The organism is Salibacterium qingdaonense (genome assembly GCF_900114715.1).
Classification (GTDB): Bacteria; Bacillota; Bacilli; order Bacillales; family Marinococcaceae; genus Salibacterium; species Salibacterium qingdaonense.
The window spans coordinates 222378-237441 of sequence record NZ_FOTY01000001.1; the positions used below are offsets into that span (position 1 = coordinate 222378).

General features: G+C 48.6%; 14 protein-coding genes. 8 read left to right on the forward strand and 6 right to left on the reverse strand.

Annotation, left to right across the window (positions count from 1 at the left end):
• Positions 1-7: 7 nt before the first annotated feature.
• The 3 genes from qoxB to qoxD are packed head-to-tail and all read left to right on the forward strand — an operon-like array spanning position 8 to position 2919.
• Entirely contained in the window at positions 8-1954 is a 1947-nt protein-coding gene (gene qoxB, locus BM058_RS01000; protein WP_090925167.1) for a cytochrome aa3 quinol oxidase subunit I, read from the forward strand.
• Positions 1951-2559 carry a cytochrome aa3 quinol oxidase subunit III gene (gene qoxC / locus BM058_RS01005; protein WP_090925168.1) on the forward strand — a complete coding sequence of 203 codons (609 nt, stop codon included), beginning with the start codon at positions 1951-1953 and terminating at the stop codon, positions 2557-2559. The genes qoxB and qoxC overlap by 4 nt, the downstream gene beginning before the upstream one ends.
• Complete coding sequence (gene qoxD, locus BM058_RS01010) at positions 2560-2919, forward strand: cytochrome aa3 quinol oxidase subunit IV (protein ID WP_090925169.1); 360 nt, start codon at positions 2560-2562, stop codon at positions 2917-2919.
• Positions 2920-3116: 197 nt separating this feature from the next.
• Here qoxD and BM058_RS01015 read toward each other — a convergent pair whose 3' ends face one another.
• From BM058_RS01015 to BM058_RS01030, 4 genes are all read right to left on the reverse strand, one after another.
• Entirely contained in the window at positions 3117-3452 is a 336-nt protein-coding gene (locus BM058_RS01015; RefSeq protein ID WP_090925170.1) for a hypothetical protein, read from the reverse strand.
• A 151-nt stretch (positions 3453-3603) separates the two neighbouring features.
• On the reverse strand, positions 3604-4533 hold the full coding sequence (locus tag BM058_RS01020; RefSeq protein WP_090925171.1) for a sugar-binding transcriptional regulator: 930 nt from the start codon (positions 4531-4533) through the stop codon (positions 3604-3606).
• Positions 4534-4639: 106 nt separating this feature from the next.
• Positions 4640-6646 carry a transketolase gene (gene tkt, locus BM058_RS01025; protein WP_090925172.1) on the reverse strand — a complete coding sequence of 669 codons (2007 nt, stop codon included), beginning with the start codon at positions 6644-6646 and terminating at the stop codon, positions 4640-4642.
• Positions 6647-6682: 36 nt separating this feature from the next.
• Complete coding sequence (locus BM058_RS01030; protein ID WP_143082960.1) at positions 6683-7495, reverse strand: 6-phosphofructokinase; 813 nt, start codon at positions 7493-7495, stop codon at positions 6683-6685.
• 238 nt (positions 7496-7733) lie between these two features.
• Between BM058_RS01030 and BM058_RS01035 the strand changes: the two genes are divergently transcribed.
• The 3 genes from BM058_RS01035 (at position 7734) to BM058_RS01045 (ending at position 11966) form a co-directional block, all read left to right on the forward strand.
• The gene (locus BM058_RS01035; protein ID WP_090925174.1) at positions 7734-8732 is read left to right on the forward strand and encodes an ABC transporter substrate-binding protein; all 999 of its coding nucleotides are present in this window, start codon (positions 7734-7736) and stop codon (positions 8730-8732) included.
• A 4-nt stretch (positions 8733-8736) separates the two neighbouring features.
• Positions 8737-10767, forward strand: a complete 2031-nt coding sequence (locus BM058_RS01040) for an iron ABC transporter permease (RefSeq protein WP_090925175.1) — start codon at positions 8737-8739, stop codon at positions 10765-10767.
• A 104-nt stretch (positions 10768-10871) separates the two neighbouring features.
• Complete coding sequence (locus tag BM058_RS01045) at positions 10872-11966, forward strand: AbrB family transcriptional regulator (protein ID WP_090925176.1); 1095 nt, start codon at positions 10872-10874, stop codon at positions 11964-11966.
• Here the strand turns inward: BM058_RS01045 and BM058_RS01050 are convergent.
• On the reverse strand, positions 11951-12733 hold the full coding sequence (locus tag BM058_RS01050; protein WP_090925177.1) for an ABC transporter permease: 783 nt from the start codon (positions 12731-12733) through the stop codon (positions 11951-11953). The two genes, BM058_RS01045 and BM058_RS01050, sit on opposite strands and share 16 nt — an antisense overlap.
• Complete coding sequence (locus BM058_RS01055) at positions 12726-13367, reverse strand: ABC transporter ATP-binding protein (protein ID WP_090925281.1); 642 nt, start codon at positions 13365-13367, stop codon at positions 12726-12728. Before BM058_RS01055 ends, BM058_RS01050 begins: the two co-directional genes overlap by 8 nt.
• 147 nt (positions 13368-13514) lie before the next feature.
• Between BM058_RS01055 and BM058_RS01060 the strand changes: the two genes are divergently transcribed.
• Both BM058_RS01060 and BM058_RS01065 read left to right on the forward strand, forming a co-directional pair.
• Complete coding sequence (locus BM058_RS01060; RefSeq protein WP_090925178.1) at positions 13515-13793, forward strand: GNAT family N-acetyltransferase; 279 nt, start codon at positions 13515-13517, stop codon at positions 13791-13793.
• Between the two features lie 751 nt (positions 13794-14544).
• Positions 14545-15054, forward strand: coding sequence for a hypothetical protein (locus BM058_RS01065; protein ID WP_090925179.1), 510 nt, complete (start codon positions 14545-14547; stop codon positions 15052-15054).
• The last annotated feature ends 10 nt before the right edge of the window (positions 15055-15064 follow it).

The following is a 15064-nucleotide window of genomic DNA, read 5'->3' on the forward strand; positions in this document are numbered from 1 at the left end:
AACAGTGATGGATTTTCTGCTGAATGAGTTCCTGGTAACGGGGGACCCGTTAATTTATGGAGCTATGGTATCCATTGTCCTCGTCTCCATCGCCATAGTATTTGTTCTGACGTATTTCCGGAAATGGGGATACTTGTGGCGTGAATGGCTGACGACAGTGGATCATAAAAAAATCGGAATCATGTACATTATCGCTGCGATAGCGATGCTGTTCCGGGGCGGCGTGGATGCGATGCTGATGCGTGCGCAGCTCACCCTTCCGAACACAGAATTCCTGAATTCACAGCACTATAATGAAATATTTACAACACATGGCACGATTATGATCATCTTCATGGCCATGCCGTTTCTCATTGGATTAATGAACTTTGTCGTTCCGCTGCAAATCGGTGCGCGGGACGTAGCCTTTCCGTTTTTGAACGCGGTCAGCTTCTGGTCGTTTGCGTTCGGGGCGATGCTGTTCAACCTTTCCTTTGTTATCGGAGGTTCGCCTGATGCAGGGTGGACAAACTATGCACCTCTTGCCGGGCCGAACTTGAACCCAGGGCCCAATATCAACTATTACCTGCTCGGTCTGCAGATATCGGGTATCGGGACCCTTGCGACCGGAATTAACTTTATGGTAACTATCTTGAAGATGCGGGCTCCCGGCATGAAATTGATGCGGATGCCGATTTTCACGTGGTCATCGTTAATCACTTCTTTTATCATTACCTTTGCTTTTCCGATTCTTACGGTGGCACTGGCATTGATGACGATTGACCGTATTTTCGGTTCGCAGTTCTTCACGCTGACCGGTGAAGGAATGCCGATGATGTGGGCCAATCTTTTCTGGCTCTGGGGCCACCCGGAAGTGTATATCGTTATACTGCCGGCGTTCGGTATTTTCTCGGAAGTTATTTCGACGTTTGCCCGGAAGCAGCTGTTTGGTTACAAAGCCATGGTCTGGTCGATGCTTATCATTGCCGGACTCAGTTTCCTTGTATGGGTGCACCACTTCTTCACCATGGGAGCCGGTGCGGGTGTGAACTCCGTCTTCTCGGTAACAACCATGCTGATATCTGTGCCTACCGGGGTGAAGATATTCAACTGGCTTGGCACGATGTATAAAGGAAAGATACGGTTTGATACACCGATGCTCTGGTCTATCGGCTTTATTCCGTGTTTTGTATTGGGTGGTGTGACCGGTGTTATGCTTGCGATGGCAGCAGCGGACTATCAGTATCATAATACGTACTTCCTTGTAGCACACTTTCATAACGTGCTGATTGCCGGAACGGTATTCGGCTGTTTTGCCGGCCTTACCTTCTGGTATCCGAAAATGTTCGGTCATAAGATGAACGAAAAACTGGGTAAAATCAGTTTCTGGTTCTTTGTCATCGGATTTAATGTCTGCTTTCTGCCGATGTATTTCCTCGGTTTCATGGGAATGCCGCGGCGGACATACTCGATAGAACCGGAATGGATGCCGCTCAACGTCATCTCTACTATTGGCGCGGTACTGATGGCTGTTGGCTTTCTCGTATTTGTGTATAACATTTACTACAGTTTCCGATACAGCGAGCGCGAAAAAACCGGGGATACCTGGGACGGCCGTGCGCTGGAATGGGCGACTACCACACCGGTACCGTTCTACAACTTTGCCACCGTTCCTGAAATAACAGGACCGGAAGCTTTCTGGAAAATGAAGCAGGAAGGCGGCACAACGTATGACAAAGAGAACCTCGAACCTATTCATATGCCGAGTGATTCCGGTGTGCCGTTTATTATGTCGGCGTTTATGTTCGTAGCCGGGTTTGGTCTCGTCTGGGAATGGATGTTCATGGCGATTGCCGGATTGATCGGTATTCTTGCCTGCATGGTCGTACGCTCGTTCGATTACGATCACGGTTTTCATGTGTCGGTGGAAGAAATTAAAGAAACAGAAGAAAAAGCAAGGGAGGGAGAAAAATGAGCGGCCATTCAGAATTGACGACAGGCCCTCTGGAATACCGATCCCATGAGGATAGAATGACGGTCCTCGGATTCTGGTTATTCCTCGGGGCGGAAATAGCATTATTTGCAACCCTGTTTGCCACGTATGCGGTGTTGTTCGGGCGGACGGCGGATGCCCCTGCGCCGCAGGAACTGTTCGAAATGCCGATGGCACTTACTATGACCTTCCTGCTTTTGACGAGCAGTTTTACCTGCGGCATTGCGATTCATGAAATGCGCCGCGGTTCCCTTAAAGGGTTATTGACTTGGCTTATCATTACGCTTGCTCTTGGTCTTGGATTTCTTGGCTTTGAAATTTATGAGTTTGTGCACTACGCACATGAAGGGGCGACGCTGCAGTCCAGTGCGTACTGGTCGAGTTTCTTTGTATTAACCGGTACACACGGGGCCCACGTTACACTGGGTATATGCTGGGCTGTGCTGTTGATCATACAACTCAAAAAGCGTGGATTGAATCAGATGACTGCCCGAAAGACATTTGTTCTCGGCCTGTACTGGCACTTTCTGGACGTTATCTGGATTTTCCTCTTCACGAGTGTGTATCTTATAGGGATGGTGGTTTAAATGAGCGCAGAGAACGAAAAGTTCCCTAAACAGCACATCGTCGGATTTCTTGGTTCCCTGGTTCTAACCTTGGCAGCAGCCTGGGCTGCGGTAGGCTCCGGCCTTCCAACGATCTGGATTATCGTTTCCATTATGGTGATGGCCGTGGTGCAGGCTTTCATTCAACTGTTTATGTTTATGCATTTAACCGAAAAGAACGGATCCATACAGGTCGGAAATATGCTGCACGCTTTCTTCATTGCTGCAGTCATTATAGCGGGTTCTGTCTGGACGATGTCATTTGGTTTCTCCCACAACCACAGCGATGACGGCGGCGGTGGAGAAGAAATGCAGATGGAAGAACAGGAGCATAACCATTAATAGATAAAAAAGAACCGCCCCCCAAAAGGCGGGCGGTATCTGATACGCAGCAAAACGCTTCCGGTTGTCTCACATGACTGCCGGGAGCGTTTTGTTTTGTTATAAAGCAGAGGATGTATGCTTTTAATACAAAAAATCCGAACGATGGGTCGGTTATGATGCCCCCAAATCGTTCGGATTGTTTATTTCAATATAGGTTACCCGAGACTCTTTCTCCACTTGGCAGACCTTTTGTACCCGCCATTTCTCGTGCTGGACCGGAAGGAGTGGATCCAGTCTTTTTTCTGCACTTCTTTAATGGAGCGGATGAGAAACATGATGACAGCAGCATCTGCAAGCAGAAGACTGGCGTAGAATGCAAAGATGGATGTCGGTGCATTCAGTACGGTAATAGATGTGAAGTGGCTGAAGAAGTAGTCCCACATACCGAGCATCAATGCGAACTGTATGATGGCGACTACCTTTAGGTTACGTTTGGCAAAGTAAAGAGGGGCTAGTGTCGCAACGAGCATAAACAATATCAATACATCCATGAACAACACCTCATTCCGAATATTATATAAAACGCTTTCAGTTAATTGTTAACTTTATTGTAACAAATGATTCACAAAAAAGACACAATGACGTCAAAAAAAATTAAAATTTTATAGAGTTATGGATAAAAGGGTAAAAAAAGAGCCGGCTTTAGTCTTTTAAGAGCCGGCCGGCTGTTTTCTGGTCTGTAATCAGTGTATTGGCGTATCCTCCCCGGAGTGCTCCCCGTACGGCCCGGTATTTCATCTGACCCCCGGCAACGAGAATGGAGAACTCTTTCTTTTTTAACTCGTGAAGTTCAATGCCGATGGTGCGCTCATTTAATTCTTCGTGGCAGATGTGGCCGTAATCATCAAAAAAGCGGGAGCATATTTCTCCTGCTGCTTCGTTATCAAGTTTCACCAGTTCATCCTGCGTGAAGTAATCGGTCTGCATCAACACAGAATCAATGGTCGGTGCTCCTACGCTGAAAATTGCCTTTTGGGCGGTTTTTCCTTTTTGGAGAACACGTTGAATGTGGCGGTCTGTTTCGATCGCATGTTTAACAGAAACATGATCAACAATAGCAGGAAGCGGCAGAAGCCAGTTATCGGTCTGAAAGGCGCTGCCGAGCAAATGAATAATTTCTGTTGCATAGGTCTGGTTTCCGGAATGGCTGGCACCGCCGTTCAACTGTACAATTTCGAGATTGGGAAGGGGACGTGTCTGCATATGTTTCGCGGTCTCATACATTGTTGTTCCCCAGGAGGCCGCCAGAATGTCATCGTTTTGTACGTGACTGTCGAGAAACGATGCGGCTGCTTCCCCGAGTTTTTCTTTCAATGTATATTCTTTCTCATCTACATGAACAATAATAACTTCTTTCAATCCGAACCGATCCCGCAGAGCAGAAGACTGCTGTTCAATTTGTTCGGACGGATCGTGAATGGTGACCTCTACAATGCCTTCCTGTTTGGCTTTTTTTAATATCCTCGAAACAGTCGGACGTGACATCTCCAGTTTTTTGGCAATCTCCTGCTGGCTGTAGTCATATTCATAATACATGCGCGCGGCATCGATCATTTTTGAAAGCTGATCCATTTTTCTTCCCCCTGCGTACCTGACTGCATCTTTCATTTTAATAAAAGTGAAACGAAAAATATATAGAAATCCGGAAGAGAGCACCTCTTCCGGATCATGTCATGTGTTAAAGCAGTGCTTTTAATTTGGAAGCTACGTTTTCCGGGGTGAATCCGTACTGTTTGACGACTTCCGGTCCTGCAGCGGAAGCACCGAATGTTTCGATGCCAAAGGCAGCACCTTCTTCTCCGGTGTAGCGTTCCCAACCGAACGGGGAAGCCATTTCGACTGCCAGCCGGGCTTTCACCTCAGGAGGGATAACTTGACGGCGGTAGGATGAATCCTGCTGATCAAATTTATCCCAGCTCGGCATGCTGACGACACGAACAGCAATATTCTCCTGTTCGAGAAGTTTCTGAGCTTCAACCGCCAGCGACACTTCCGAACCGCTCGCCAGAAGCAGTGCATCGGGATCTTTGTTTGAATCACTGACGACATAAGCCCCGCGTCTCACGCCTTCTTCGGCTTTCTCTGCCGTTCCGGGCAGCACAGGCAGGTTTTGTCTCGTCAATACGAGAGCTGTCGGATGGTCTTTGGTTTCCAATGCTTGTTTCCACGCCGCCCGGGTTTCATTTCCGTCAGCGGGACGGATGACCGAAATTCCTGGAATAGCACGCATCGAAGGAAGTTGTTCGATCGGCTCATGCGTCGGACCGTCTTCGCCGACAGCTATGCTGTCATGGGTGAACACATAATTAACCGGCAGTTCCATGATGGAAGCCATCCGGATGGCCGGACGGAGGTAATCGGAAAAGACGAAGAAGGTTCCAGCAAACGCCGTCAGTCCACCGTGCAGAGCAATACCGTTCAATGCTGCTGCCATGGCGAATTCGCGTACTCCGAACCACACGTTTTTTCCGGTGTAATCAGGAGGCCCGAAATCTTCGGTATCATTGATATGCGTTTTATTGGAGCCGCCGAGGTCAGCAGAGCCGCCGAAGAACTCAGGCACATTGCGCGCAATCTCCTGAATAACCTCACCTGATACAGCACGACTTGCTTTTGGTTTATCGTCTTCCTGATAAACCGGAAGCGTGGCGTCCCATTCAGGTGGCAGCTCACCATTTACAGCTCTTTTAAACTGAGCACCTTTTTCCGGATCGTTCTTTTCATACTGTTCAACAAGGGTCTGCCACTTTTCATGCTGGGCTTTGCCGGGTTTTTTGATCATGTCGTGAAAACGGCTGTACACTTGGTCCGGAACGAAGAAAGGTTCCTCAAACGGCCAGCCGTAAGCTTCTTTCGCCAGTTTCACTTCATCTTCGCCAAGAGCGGCTCCGTGGGATGCGGCACTGCCGCTTTTATTCGGCGCGCCGAAACCGATGACCGTCTTGACTTCAATAAAGGACGGTTTATCCGTTACGGACTGGGCCTCTTTAATGGCTTTTTCGACAGCCTCCATATCTTCTCCATCCTCGATATACTGTACGTGCCAGCCATATGCTTCAAAACGCTTCGCCGGGTTCTCTGAAAAAGAACGGTTCAGGTCGCCGTCGAGGGAAATATCGTTGGAATCATAAAGAAGAATCATTTTGCCAAGCTGCAGATGACCGGCGAGAGAAGCAGCTTCGGCACTGACACCTTCCATTAAATCCCCGTCGCCGCAGATGGCATAGGTATAATGATCAATCAGCTCTGTTTTGTCGTCATTGTACAAGGATGCAAGCTTTCGTTCGGCCATGGCCATACCGACCGCCATCGCAACTCCCTGACCGAGCGGACCGGTGGTGGCGTCCACTCCCGGTGTATCAGCAGATTCCGGGTGTCCCGGGGTTTTACTTCCCCAGCTTCTGAACTCTTTTAAATCGTCCAGGCTGATATCATACCCGCTTAAATGCAGGAGACTGTATAAAAGCATCGATCCGTGACCTGCGGATAGGACGAAACGGTCGCGGTTGATCCAGTCCGGGTTACCGGGATCGGTCTTAAAGAATCTGCTCCACAGCGTGTACGCCATTGGAGCGGCACCCATCGGCATTCCGGGATGGCCGGACTGTGCATTTTCCACTGCGTCCATGGAAAGCGTCCGAATCGTCTGTACGGCCAGTTTATCTTCTTCTGTAAAATGTGACAAAGTTATGTCCTCCTTCTATTATGCTTCAGGCATGTTTTATGCGGTGATGTGAAACCATTCCACCTGATGGGACGCCTTCAGGGAAGAACGTCTCCATTCATCTGCCTTCCGGGCGGCGCGGACCATCAAGAGTCTGTCTTTTGCCGTAAACTTCGGTCCGAGACACTGAGCGCTGTCAACGGTTACAACATTGACATGAGGGGACCGGTTTTGAGGCAGACGCTTCTGTACTTCAGCAAGGTCGACTGATTCCTCCACAGCGGCGAGAGCAAAAGTGTGCCCGCTTTGGTAATGATGTTCCAGCTCCCGTGTGAAGTGCTGCATCGATTGTTCATCGGCGCTATTCAGTTTCAATCCCCCGGTGCACAGCGCGGTATCTTCTGTCAAATGAAGAGACGCACCGTCGGGAAGCTGAAGAAAAAACAGCCTCGGATTGTCGTATTTCATGGAATCGGCAGTGTCGGAAACACGGAGAGCGTACTGTACGATTTCATTGAGCGCGGTATCATACCCGATAGATTCCGACTCACGGATAATCGGATAAAAAATGGAGACCGGCAGCATAAAGACCGGCTGTCCAATCTCTTTTAAGAACTGCTGCAATTCCTCTTCCGATGTCAGTGGGTCGGTCAGAAGCAGTACCATGTCCGCATGTGCCTGCAGTGTCTCCGCTACTTCCCACTGTTTCAGCTGCATGGGTGAGAATGGGGCGCTCCGGGCAAACCGCTCGGGGTCAAATGGGTGCCATTCCGCTTTAAAACGGCCGGGCAGAACCATATTCCATGTAGAACCGGACTCACAAAGCTGTCCGGCAAAGAAGTGCAGAAAAGAACTGGGTAATACACTCATATTAACAACAGCAGCGTTCAATCTTCATCACCACGCATTGAAATAAATTTCATTAATTAGTAAACATTTTTTCATCAATCATTATAAACGATGAAACAAAGATTAACAATTAAAATTGGAGAAAAAATCTGAAAAGGTAGATTGACAACCGTGTCATTTTCATAGAAAATAAGTATTGATATTGATAATCTTTATCAATTGAACAGTGATAAATATATACAGTAAGGGTGAGATACATATGAAAAGATGGATGGCAGGTTTGGTGATGGCTGGCATGATGCTTCTTGCCGCCTGCGGGGAAGGCAGTGATGAAGCAGGATCAGGGTCAGAGAGCAGCGGAGAAAGCGGTGATACCCGAAGTGTGACGATAGAAGATGCAAATGGAGAGCAGACGATAGAAGGAACGCCGGAGAATGTGGTGGCCCTGGAATGGTATAATGCGGAGCAGCTGCTCTCTCTTGGCATTCAGCCCGCCGGAGTGCCGAATGTGGAAGGATATAAAGACTGGATGAATACCGGGAAGGAGCTGGCCGGCAGCGTAGAGGACGTGGGCACACGCGCGGAGCCGAATCTGGAAGCCATTTCGCGGCTCAATCCGGATCTGATTATTGCCGCTCAGTTCAGGCACGAACAGACGATTGACCGCCTCAAAGAAATTGCGCCGGTCATTACGTTTGCGCCGTACAACGAAGAAAATTCCCAGAACCTCTACAAGGCGCTGATGGATCAGTTCCGAACGATTGCCAAAGTGACAGATAAAGAACAGGAAGCCGATCAGGCACTGGAAGAGCTGGATCAATTCTATGAAGAGCAGAAACAGCGTCTTGTTGATGCCGGACTGGATGGGGCCCGGTACGTGTCTTCCATGACATTCAGTTCCCAGAATTCGCCGACGCTGCGGCTGTATACCGATAATTCGTATCCGGCGCAGGTCATGAGTAAGCTTGGTCTTGAAAATGTCTACGAAGCTGATGAACATATGCAGTACGGGTATACCGAAGGGGGCGTGGAACCGCTCCAGAATTTTCAGGAAGAAGATGTACAGTTTCTTGCTTTTGTTCAGGAAGATGACAATATCTTCGAAAATCAGCTGCAGGGCAATCCGGTCTGGGAGAATCTGAGTTTCGTGCAGGAAGGAAACACGTACTTTCTCCCGGGAGATACCCCTGTGATCGGCGGCGTATCCTCTGCCAGAGCATTAACAAAAGAGATTGTGGATTCTTTGGTGGAAGAGTGATTCTATGAAAAACAAAACACCACGGCAGCATACGATGCTTGCGGTTCTCACTTTTGGAGGTGGAACCGCTCTTTTGTTCGTTTTGACTTTTGTTCATATTAATCAGGGAGACGTGTCTATCCCTGTTTCGTTAGTGGTGGAAGCCCTCACGAATCCGCAGGACATTCTCGCCCATCACACGGTGCGTATCCTCCGCATGCCAAGAGCGGTGATGGGGATTCTTGCCGGAGGCGCGCTTGCTGTATCGGGTGTTGTTCTGCAGACCGTTACGAAAAATCCACTCGCTTCGGCCAGTACACTCGGCATTCATTCCGGTACATATTTTGCGGTTGTGGCAGGTACAGTGTTTCTCCCTGCTGCCTTATCCGGGAATTCCCTTTTTACGGCTTTTCTTGGGGGTCTTGGTACGTTTCTCGTCGTTTATATGTTATCAGGCGGCAGGAAAGCGACACCGGTTCGAATGGTGCTGGCCGGTATGATTGTGACGTTGTTATGTTCGTCGATGACCAATGTCCTTCAAATCTTTTATGAACAGGAAACGGCGGGTCTGTTTTTGTGGGGGTCCGGTACGCTCGTTCAGAATGACTGGAGCGGCGTTCAGTTTGCGGTGCCATTCGTTGCTGTTAGTTTAGGGATCGTTCTGATTATGTCATCGCAGCTTGATACGTTGAAGCTCGGAGACGATGTAGCTGCCGGCCTGGGTCAGAACGTCCACCTCGTGAAATTCATCTCTGTCGTCGCAGCGGTAATGCTGACGTCTGTAATGGTAAGTGTTGTTGGTCCTATTGGTTTTGTCGGTTTGATTGCTCCGCATATCATCAAACGGCTCGGGTACCGAAAGCATTTCTCCATAACGACTGCTTCTTTTATATGGGGCGGCAATGTACTTCTGGCCGCTGACATTGCAGCAAGAGTCATTGATCCATCCTTTTCCGAGCTTCCGGTAGGTGCCATCAGTGCCTTGATTGGAGCGCCGTGGCTGATCTGGCTTGTGCTTCGGATGCAGCAGGGCCGGGCCGGAGAACAGAATTCATCCGTTATGGCGGGGCGCCCGACAAGAGAACTTCCATTAACTGTTCTCCTGCCTGTATTGACCGGACTTATTATCATAATGGGGTTCATCAGTCTTGCCTCAGGAAACTACGGTTTCGAGCCCATCGCCTTTTTCCAGGCGGTGTCTGGGTCGTCCAATGAGTTCATGAAAAATTTAATTATTGATTTCCGGCTTTCCCGGGCTCTCCTCTCCTTTTTAGCAGGAATGATTCTGGCAGCGAGCGGCCTGGTATTTCAGGGTGTGCTGCGCAATCCTCTTGCGGACCCGTCTGTTATCGGTATCACCTCTGGTGGAGGAGATGGAGCGTTGACCGCCATGTATGTGTTCGGCGGAACAGGAATATGGGTTCCGGCAGGCGCAATGGCCGGAGCCATTTTGTTCTTTTGCATTGTGATGCTCCTGGCTGTCCGCGCAGGATTTCAGCCCGCCACCTTGGCACTGCTTGGAATCGGGGTATCGGCTTTTGGTTCTGCAGTGATCCAGATACTGGTCGTGCAGGCTGATGTCACCGTGACGTCTGCTTTAACCTGGTTGTCCGGAACAACGTATGCCAAAGGCTGGTCTGAGATCACCGCCTATCTGATCTGGCCGCTCCTTTTTGTTATTCCGTTTCTGCTTCTGCGTATCCGCGTACTGGATACGCTGGCCCTTGGAGACGATACAGCGGCAGGACTTGGATTAAAGGTTACCCGTACCAGATTTCAGATGGCACTTGCTGCTGCTGTGCTGGCTGCGTTCAGTGTTGCGGCGGTCGGTTCCATCGGCTTTATCGGCTTGATTGCGCCGCACGCTGCACGCCTGCTGATTGGTCCGTCCCATCAGAAACTGCTTCCTGTGAGCATTCTCATCGGCGGATTACTGCTGCTTGCGGCAGATACTCTGAGCCGGACGTTACTTGCTCCGAATGAGATACCATCGGGAGCCGTTGTCGCTATTATCGGGGCTCCTTATTTTCTATGGCTGATGAGAAGAAAAAGATAGAAAGAAAGCGGGAGTTCCGGTATGCGGGGAAATTGATAGACAGGTCGTCTATATGCTAATCTGTAGTGTAATAGATGATACGGTAGAAAAGAGATGAAGAGACCATGAAAAAAACTGTCCGTTCCCTGTTTCCTTTCGGTGAAACAATGATAATGGCTCTCGCTGCAGGTTTTCTTTTTCAGGTTCTGCATCTTCCTCTGCCCTGGGTGCTCGGTCCGATGTCCGGGCTTATTTTATGGCGGGGGTGTACAGGACGAAGCCTGCGCTGGCCGGCGCAGGGAAAAAATATCGGACTGTTATTTGTCGGATATATGATTGGTGTGTCGGTTACAACGAGCACATTGATCCAAATCGGAAAGCAGCTTCACTTGGTTGCGCTCGTAACCTTACTCACGATTGCTGTCAGTATTTTAATAGGAAGCCTGGTATTCAAGAAGATGGGAATGAAGTGGGCGGATATTATATTCGGCAGCATTCCCGGAGGGTTGTCGCAGGTGGCGGCTCTGAGTGAAGAAGTACAGCAGGTGGATGCTACGAAAGTGCTCTTTATGCAGATGATTCGTATTATCACGGTTATATTCACCGTACCTTTTCTGGTTGTTCACCAGGCAGCTCTGACAGACGGCGGATCGGCTTCTTCGGTCTATACGCCTTTCCTTCCATGGCTGTCTTTTTCGCATATTGCGGTGCTTCTCATCTGCGGGGCAGCAGCGTATGTTATCAGTAAAACAGGGTTTCCTGTCGCCTTTTTGACCGGACCGCTATTTACGGTGGCGGTTATCAATATTTTCTTCGGGACTGCCGCCGACCTTCCATCGTTTCTGACGGTGACAGCACAGCTTCTGCTCGGTACACATTTTGGGCTGCAGATGGATCCCGGGCTTATTAAGCGCTCGAAATGGATCGGCGTATTTACGTTTCTGTGCAGCCTGACTCTCGTGCTGCTGTCGCTTGGCATGTCCGTTTTTCTTACGAACGTCACGCAGATGAATATGGCAACCGCGTTTTTAAGCACCGCCCCCGGAGGTCTTGCCGAAATGACTGTTACCGGGAGCGGTGTCGGTGCGGACCTTGCCATGATAAGCGGCTATCAACTGTTTCGTATTCTTTTCATTTTGTTTCTGGCCCTGCCTTTGATTAAGTGGTGGTTTGTCAGGCAGGAGCAGGATCAGCTGCAGAACACTCAGCCGCGAAGCTGACTTTTCTCATTGAAAAACACTTTGTATGCGTTCTGGACGAACAGGATGACCGTTAAGGAGACGGCCCCGGTAACCCCGAGGAGAATCGCGATCTGATATTCAATGGCGGTAACCGGGTTCACTCCTGCTAGAATCTGACCGGTCATCATGCCGGGAAGAAATACAATCCCGGTTCCGACCATGTTGTTGATTGTCGGAAGTATGGCATTGTCAAATGACTGATTCACAATCTTCCGGCTTGCTTCTTTGGGCGTGGCTCCGAGCATTAACGCGCTTTCGACGCGGTGGCGCTGGTCCTTCATGCCTTCGGTTAATGTCTGGACACCGAGTGTGACACCTGTCATGGAATTCCCGATAATCATACCGGCGATAGGGATGAAATACCGCGGTTCATACCACGGAGAAAACTGAATGACGATAACATTGAAATAGATCAGGCTGGACAAGGTCCCGGCGGCCATGGAAACAGCGATGATCTGTTTCATTTTTTTATCCAGACCGCTCCGCACGCGGCGGAAAATGTTCCATACTGCAAACGTAATCATGAGCAGCACAACCAGTGCCGTCCACAATGGATGAGGGTTATCAAACAGATAGATGAGAATGTAGCCGACAAGGAGCAGCTGGATCGTCATGCGCAGGCTGGAAATGAGAATTTCTTTGCTGCGCGGGATGTTTCTTATTTTCACAATGACAAGCAGCATAAGGATAAAGACATAGGCGGCGGCCAGCTGCCAGATGGTTAAATCAATAATGTTGTTATTCATTTATCTTTCTCCCCTTGTACGAAAACGGCGTGATATCCATCGTCTCGTCTGCATACGCATCGGCAATGCTGCGGGAGTGGGTGACAAATACCACCGTTTTCTGCTTCTTCCGTGCGTGCTTTATAAAGGCTTCCATCACTTCATGCTCGAGCCCTTCATCGAGTGCGGACGTCGGCTCATCGAGCAGGCAGACCGGCGGATCAAGCAGGGTGAGTCTGGCGAGCGCGAGCCGTTGCTGTTCCCCGCCTGATAATGTCCCGGCGTCGTCATCGAGTTCTTTTTGGAGATCATACTGCTGGATAGAATGTGTCATCTGCTCTTCGGAAGGGAGGGGCCTGCCGGCGAAACGGCAACCGGATTCCAAGTTTTCCTTTACTGTATCCCCGAACAGGACAGGGTGCTGGGAGAGCATTGCCGCTTCCCTCCGCAGTTCTACGGCCTCCCAGTCTTGTACCGGTGTCCCTTGAAAGCGGATGACGCCTTTATCAGCGGACACGAGATGATTCATCAATTTCAGCATCGTCGATTTTCCCGTGCCGCTTTCTCCGATCAGAGCTGTCATGCTCCCTTTGTGAATGCGGAGGTCATCGATATGCAGAATGTCTTTGTATACGGCTTCTTCGAATGTAAACATAACGACTCCTTTTTTTGATGCTTTTCTCATAGTATCGCCATTTTTTTCTCCATACAATATGAAACATCGGCTCAAAAAGGAGAAATGTTTAAAGAAAGCGTCCGCAGGGAATTTTTTAGATAAATAAAGAAAGGTGGCCTGCCTGCTATGAGTGATATCCAAATCGGAGAAAATAAATTTTTTATCGAAAAAGACGGGAAAGAGGCCGCGGTCATTACGTATTATCACGACAACAACAGCAACATTGTCATTGATCACACCGGAGTGTCGGAAGACCTGCGGGAGCAGGGGATTGGCAAAGAGCTTGTCGCCAGTGTGGTGGATAAAGCAAGGGCGGAGAACAAGAAGATTATCCCGGAATGCCCATATGCGGAAAAACAATTGAAAGACAACGAAGCCTACCACGACGTACTCGCCACCGCCTGACATGAAGTCAGGCTTTTTTTGTGCGTGCAGTTATGAGGACGGTCGTGCCGGGGTCATGCGGCCGGAAAAAGGCTGAAGGGGAGCGCAAACGTAACAATAAACCGTTCATAAGACAGTTCAGGGTGATCGCCGGTGGTCCAAACGTAATCAGGGGATGATATATATAATAAAAGGAAGCTGCGTTATGGAGACGCAGCTCTTCTTTTATTCGTTTTGAAAGCGCTTAACAGTAAAATGATTCAAAAGAAGGATATGGAAGAAATAGTTTAGCATTCACAGCAATGCATATAAATCATTAGTAACTGGAATTTCAGGAAAAACTCCATTTGTATGGAATTAGAGTGCTAAGACGATGAGAAGAGAGTTTGGGAACAAGTAACTAATAAGCATGTAGTCATTTTTTAGTATGAAGTATGTCATAGGGTTTGATGTACAACTATGTTCCTAAAAGCAAGATTAGAAGGAAACTTTAGGTTTTTTGGAGATTATGCTAAAAATAGTAAGTGTGAAAAAGATGGAAGCATAAGTAAAATTCAAGGGCATGATAACCATTCTAATCAATCACACAAAAAAGAAGACATTTCCCGTTACCATTCACTGGAGTGGGACAACAAAACAGCGGGTGGCTGTACATAAAATGGGATTGAAAAGAGAAAGGGAGCCGCTTCCTTTCTCTTTTCTACCGCCATTGCGATAAAATTTTTAACCGTGAAAATTAACAATCTTCAGATTGAAGAAGGGAAAGGCAAACATGAAAACACACAGCTTGATATTTCTAACGATACTCTTTCTTCTTATGGCCGCATGCGGGAACAACCCTGCCGAAGAAGCGGAAGAAGTGAGAAGCCAGGCGTTAAATGAAGAATTCTGGCAGACATATGATGAATTTATGGCGGTGCAGACCGTGAACGCCGCACAGATTGAACATCAATATCCACAGGTGATGGAAGGTTTGAACAACCAAATAACAACCCTAAATGAATTGGACATTCAGACAGAAGATGCCAAGGAAATAAGAAATAGTTTTGTACAAGGGTTTGAAGCGATGCGGCGGGCGTATGAGCCATTAGAAGGGGAATATGAGGCTATGTACAATGATAATCTGAGTACAGAGCTGGAAGAAAATTATTCTGCAAAGATAGAAAAAAGTAACGAACAGATGAGTAATGCCCTTGCATCGTTAATGGAGTATTATGACTTTGAAAAAGCGGAAGAAGAGGAGATTATGCAGAAGCTGGAACCGTGGATGACAGAACCATAAATTGGAGGCT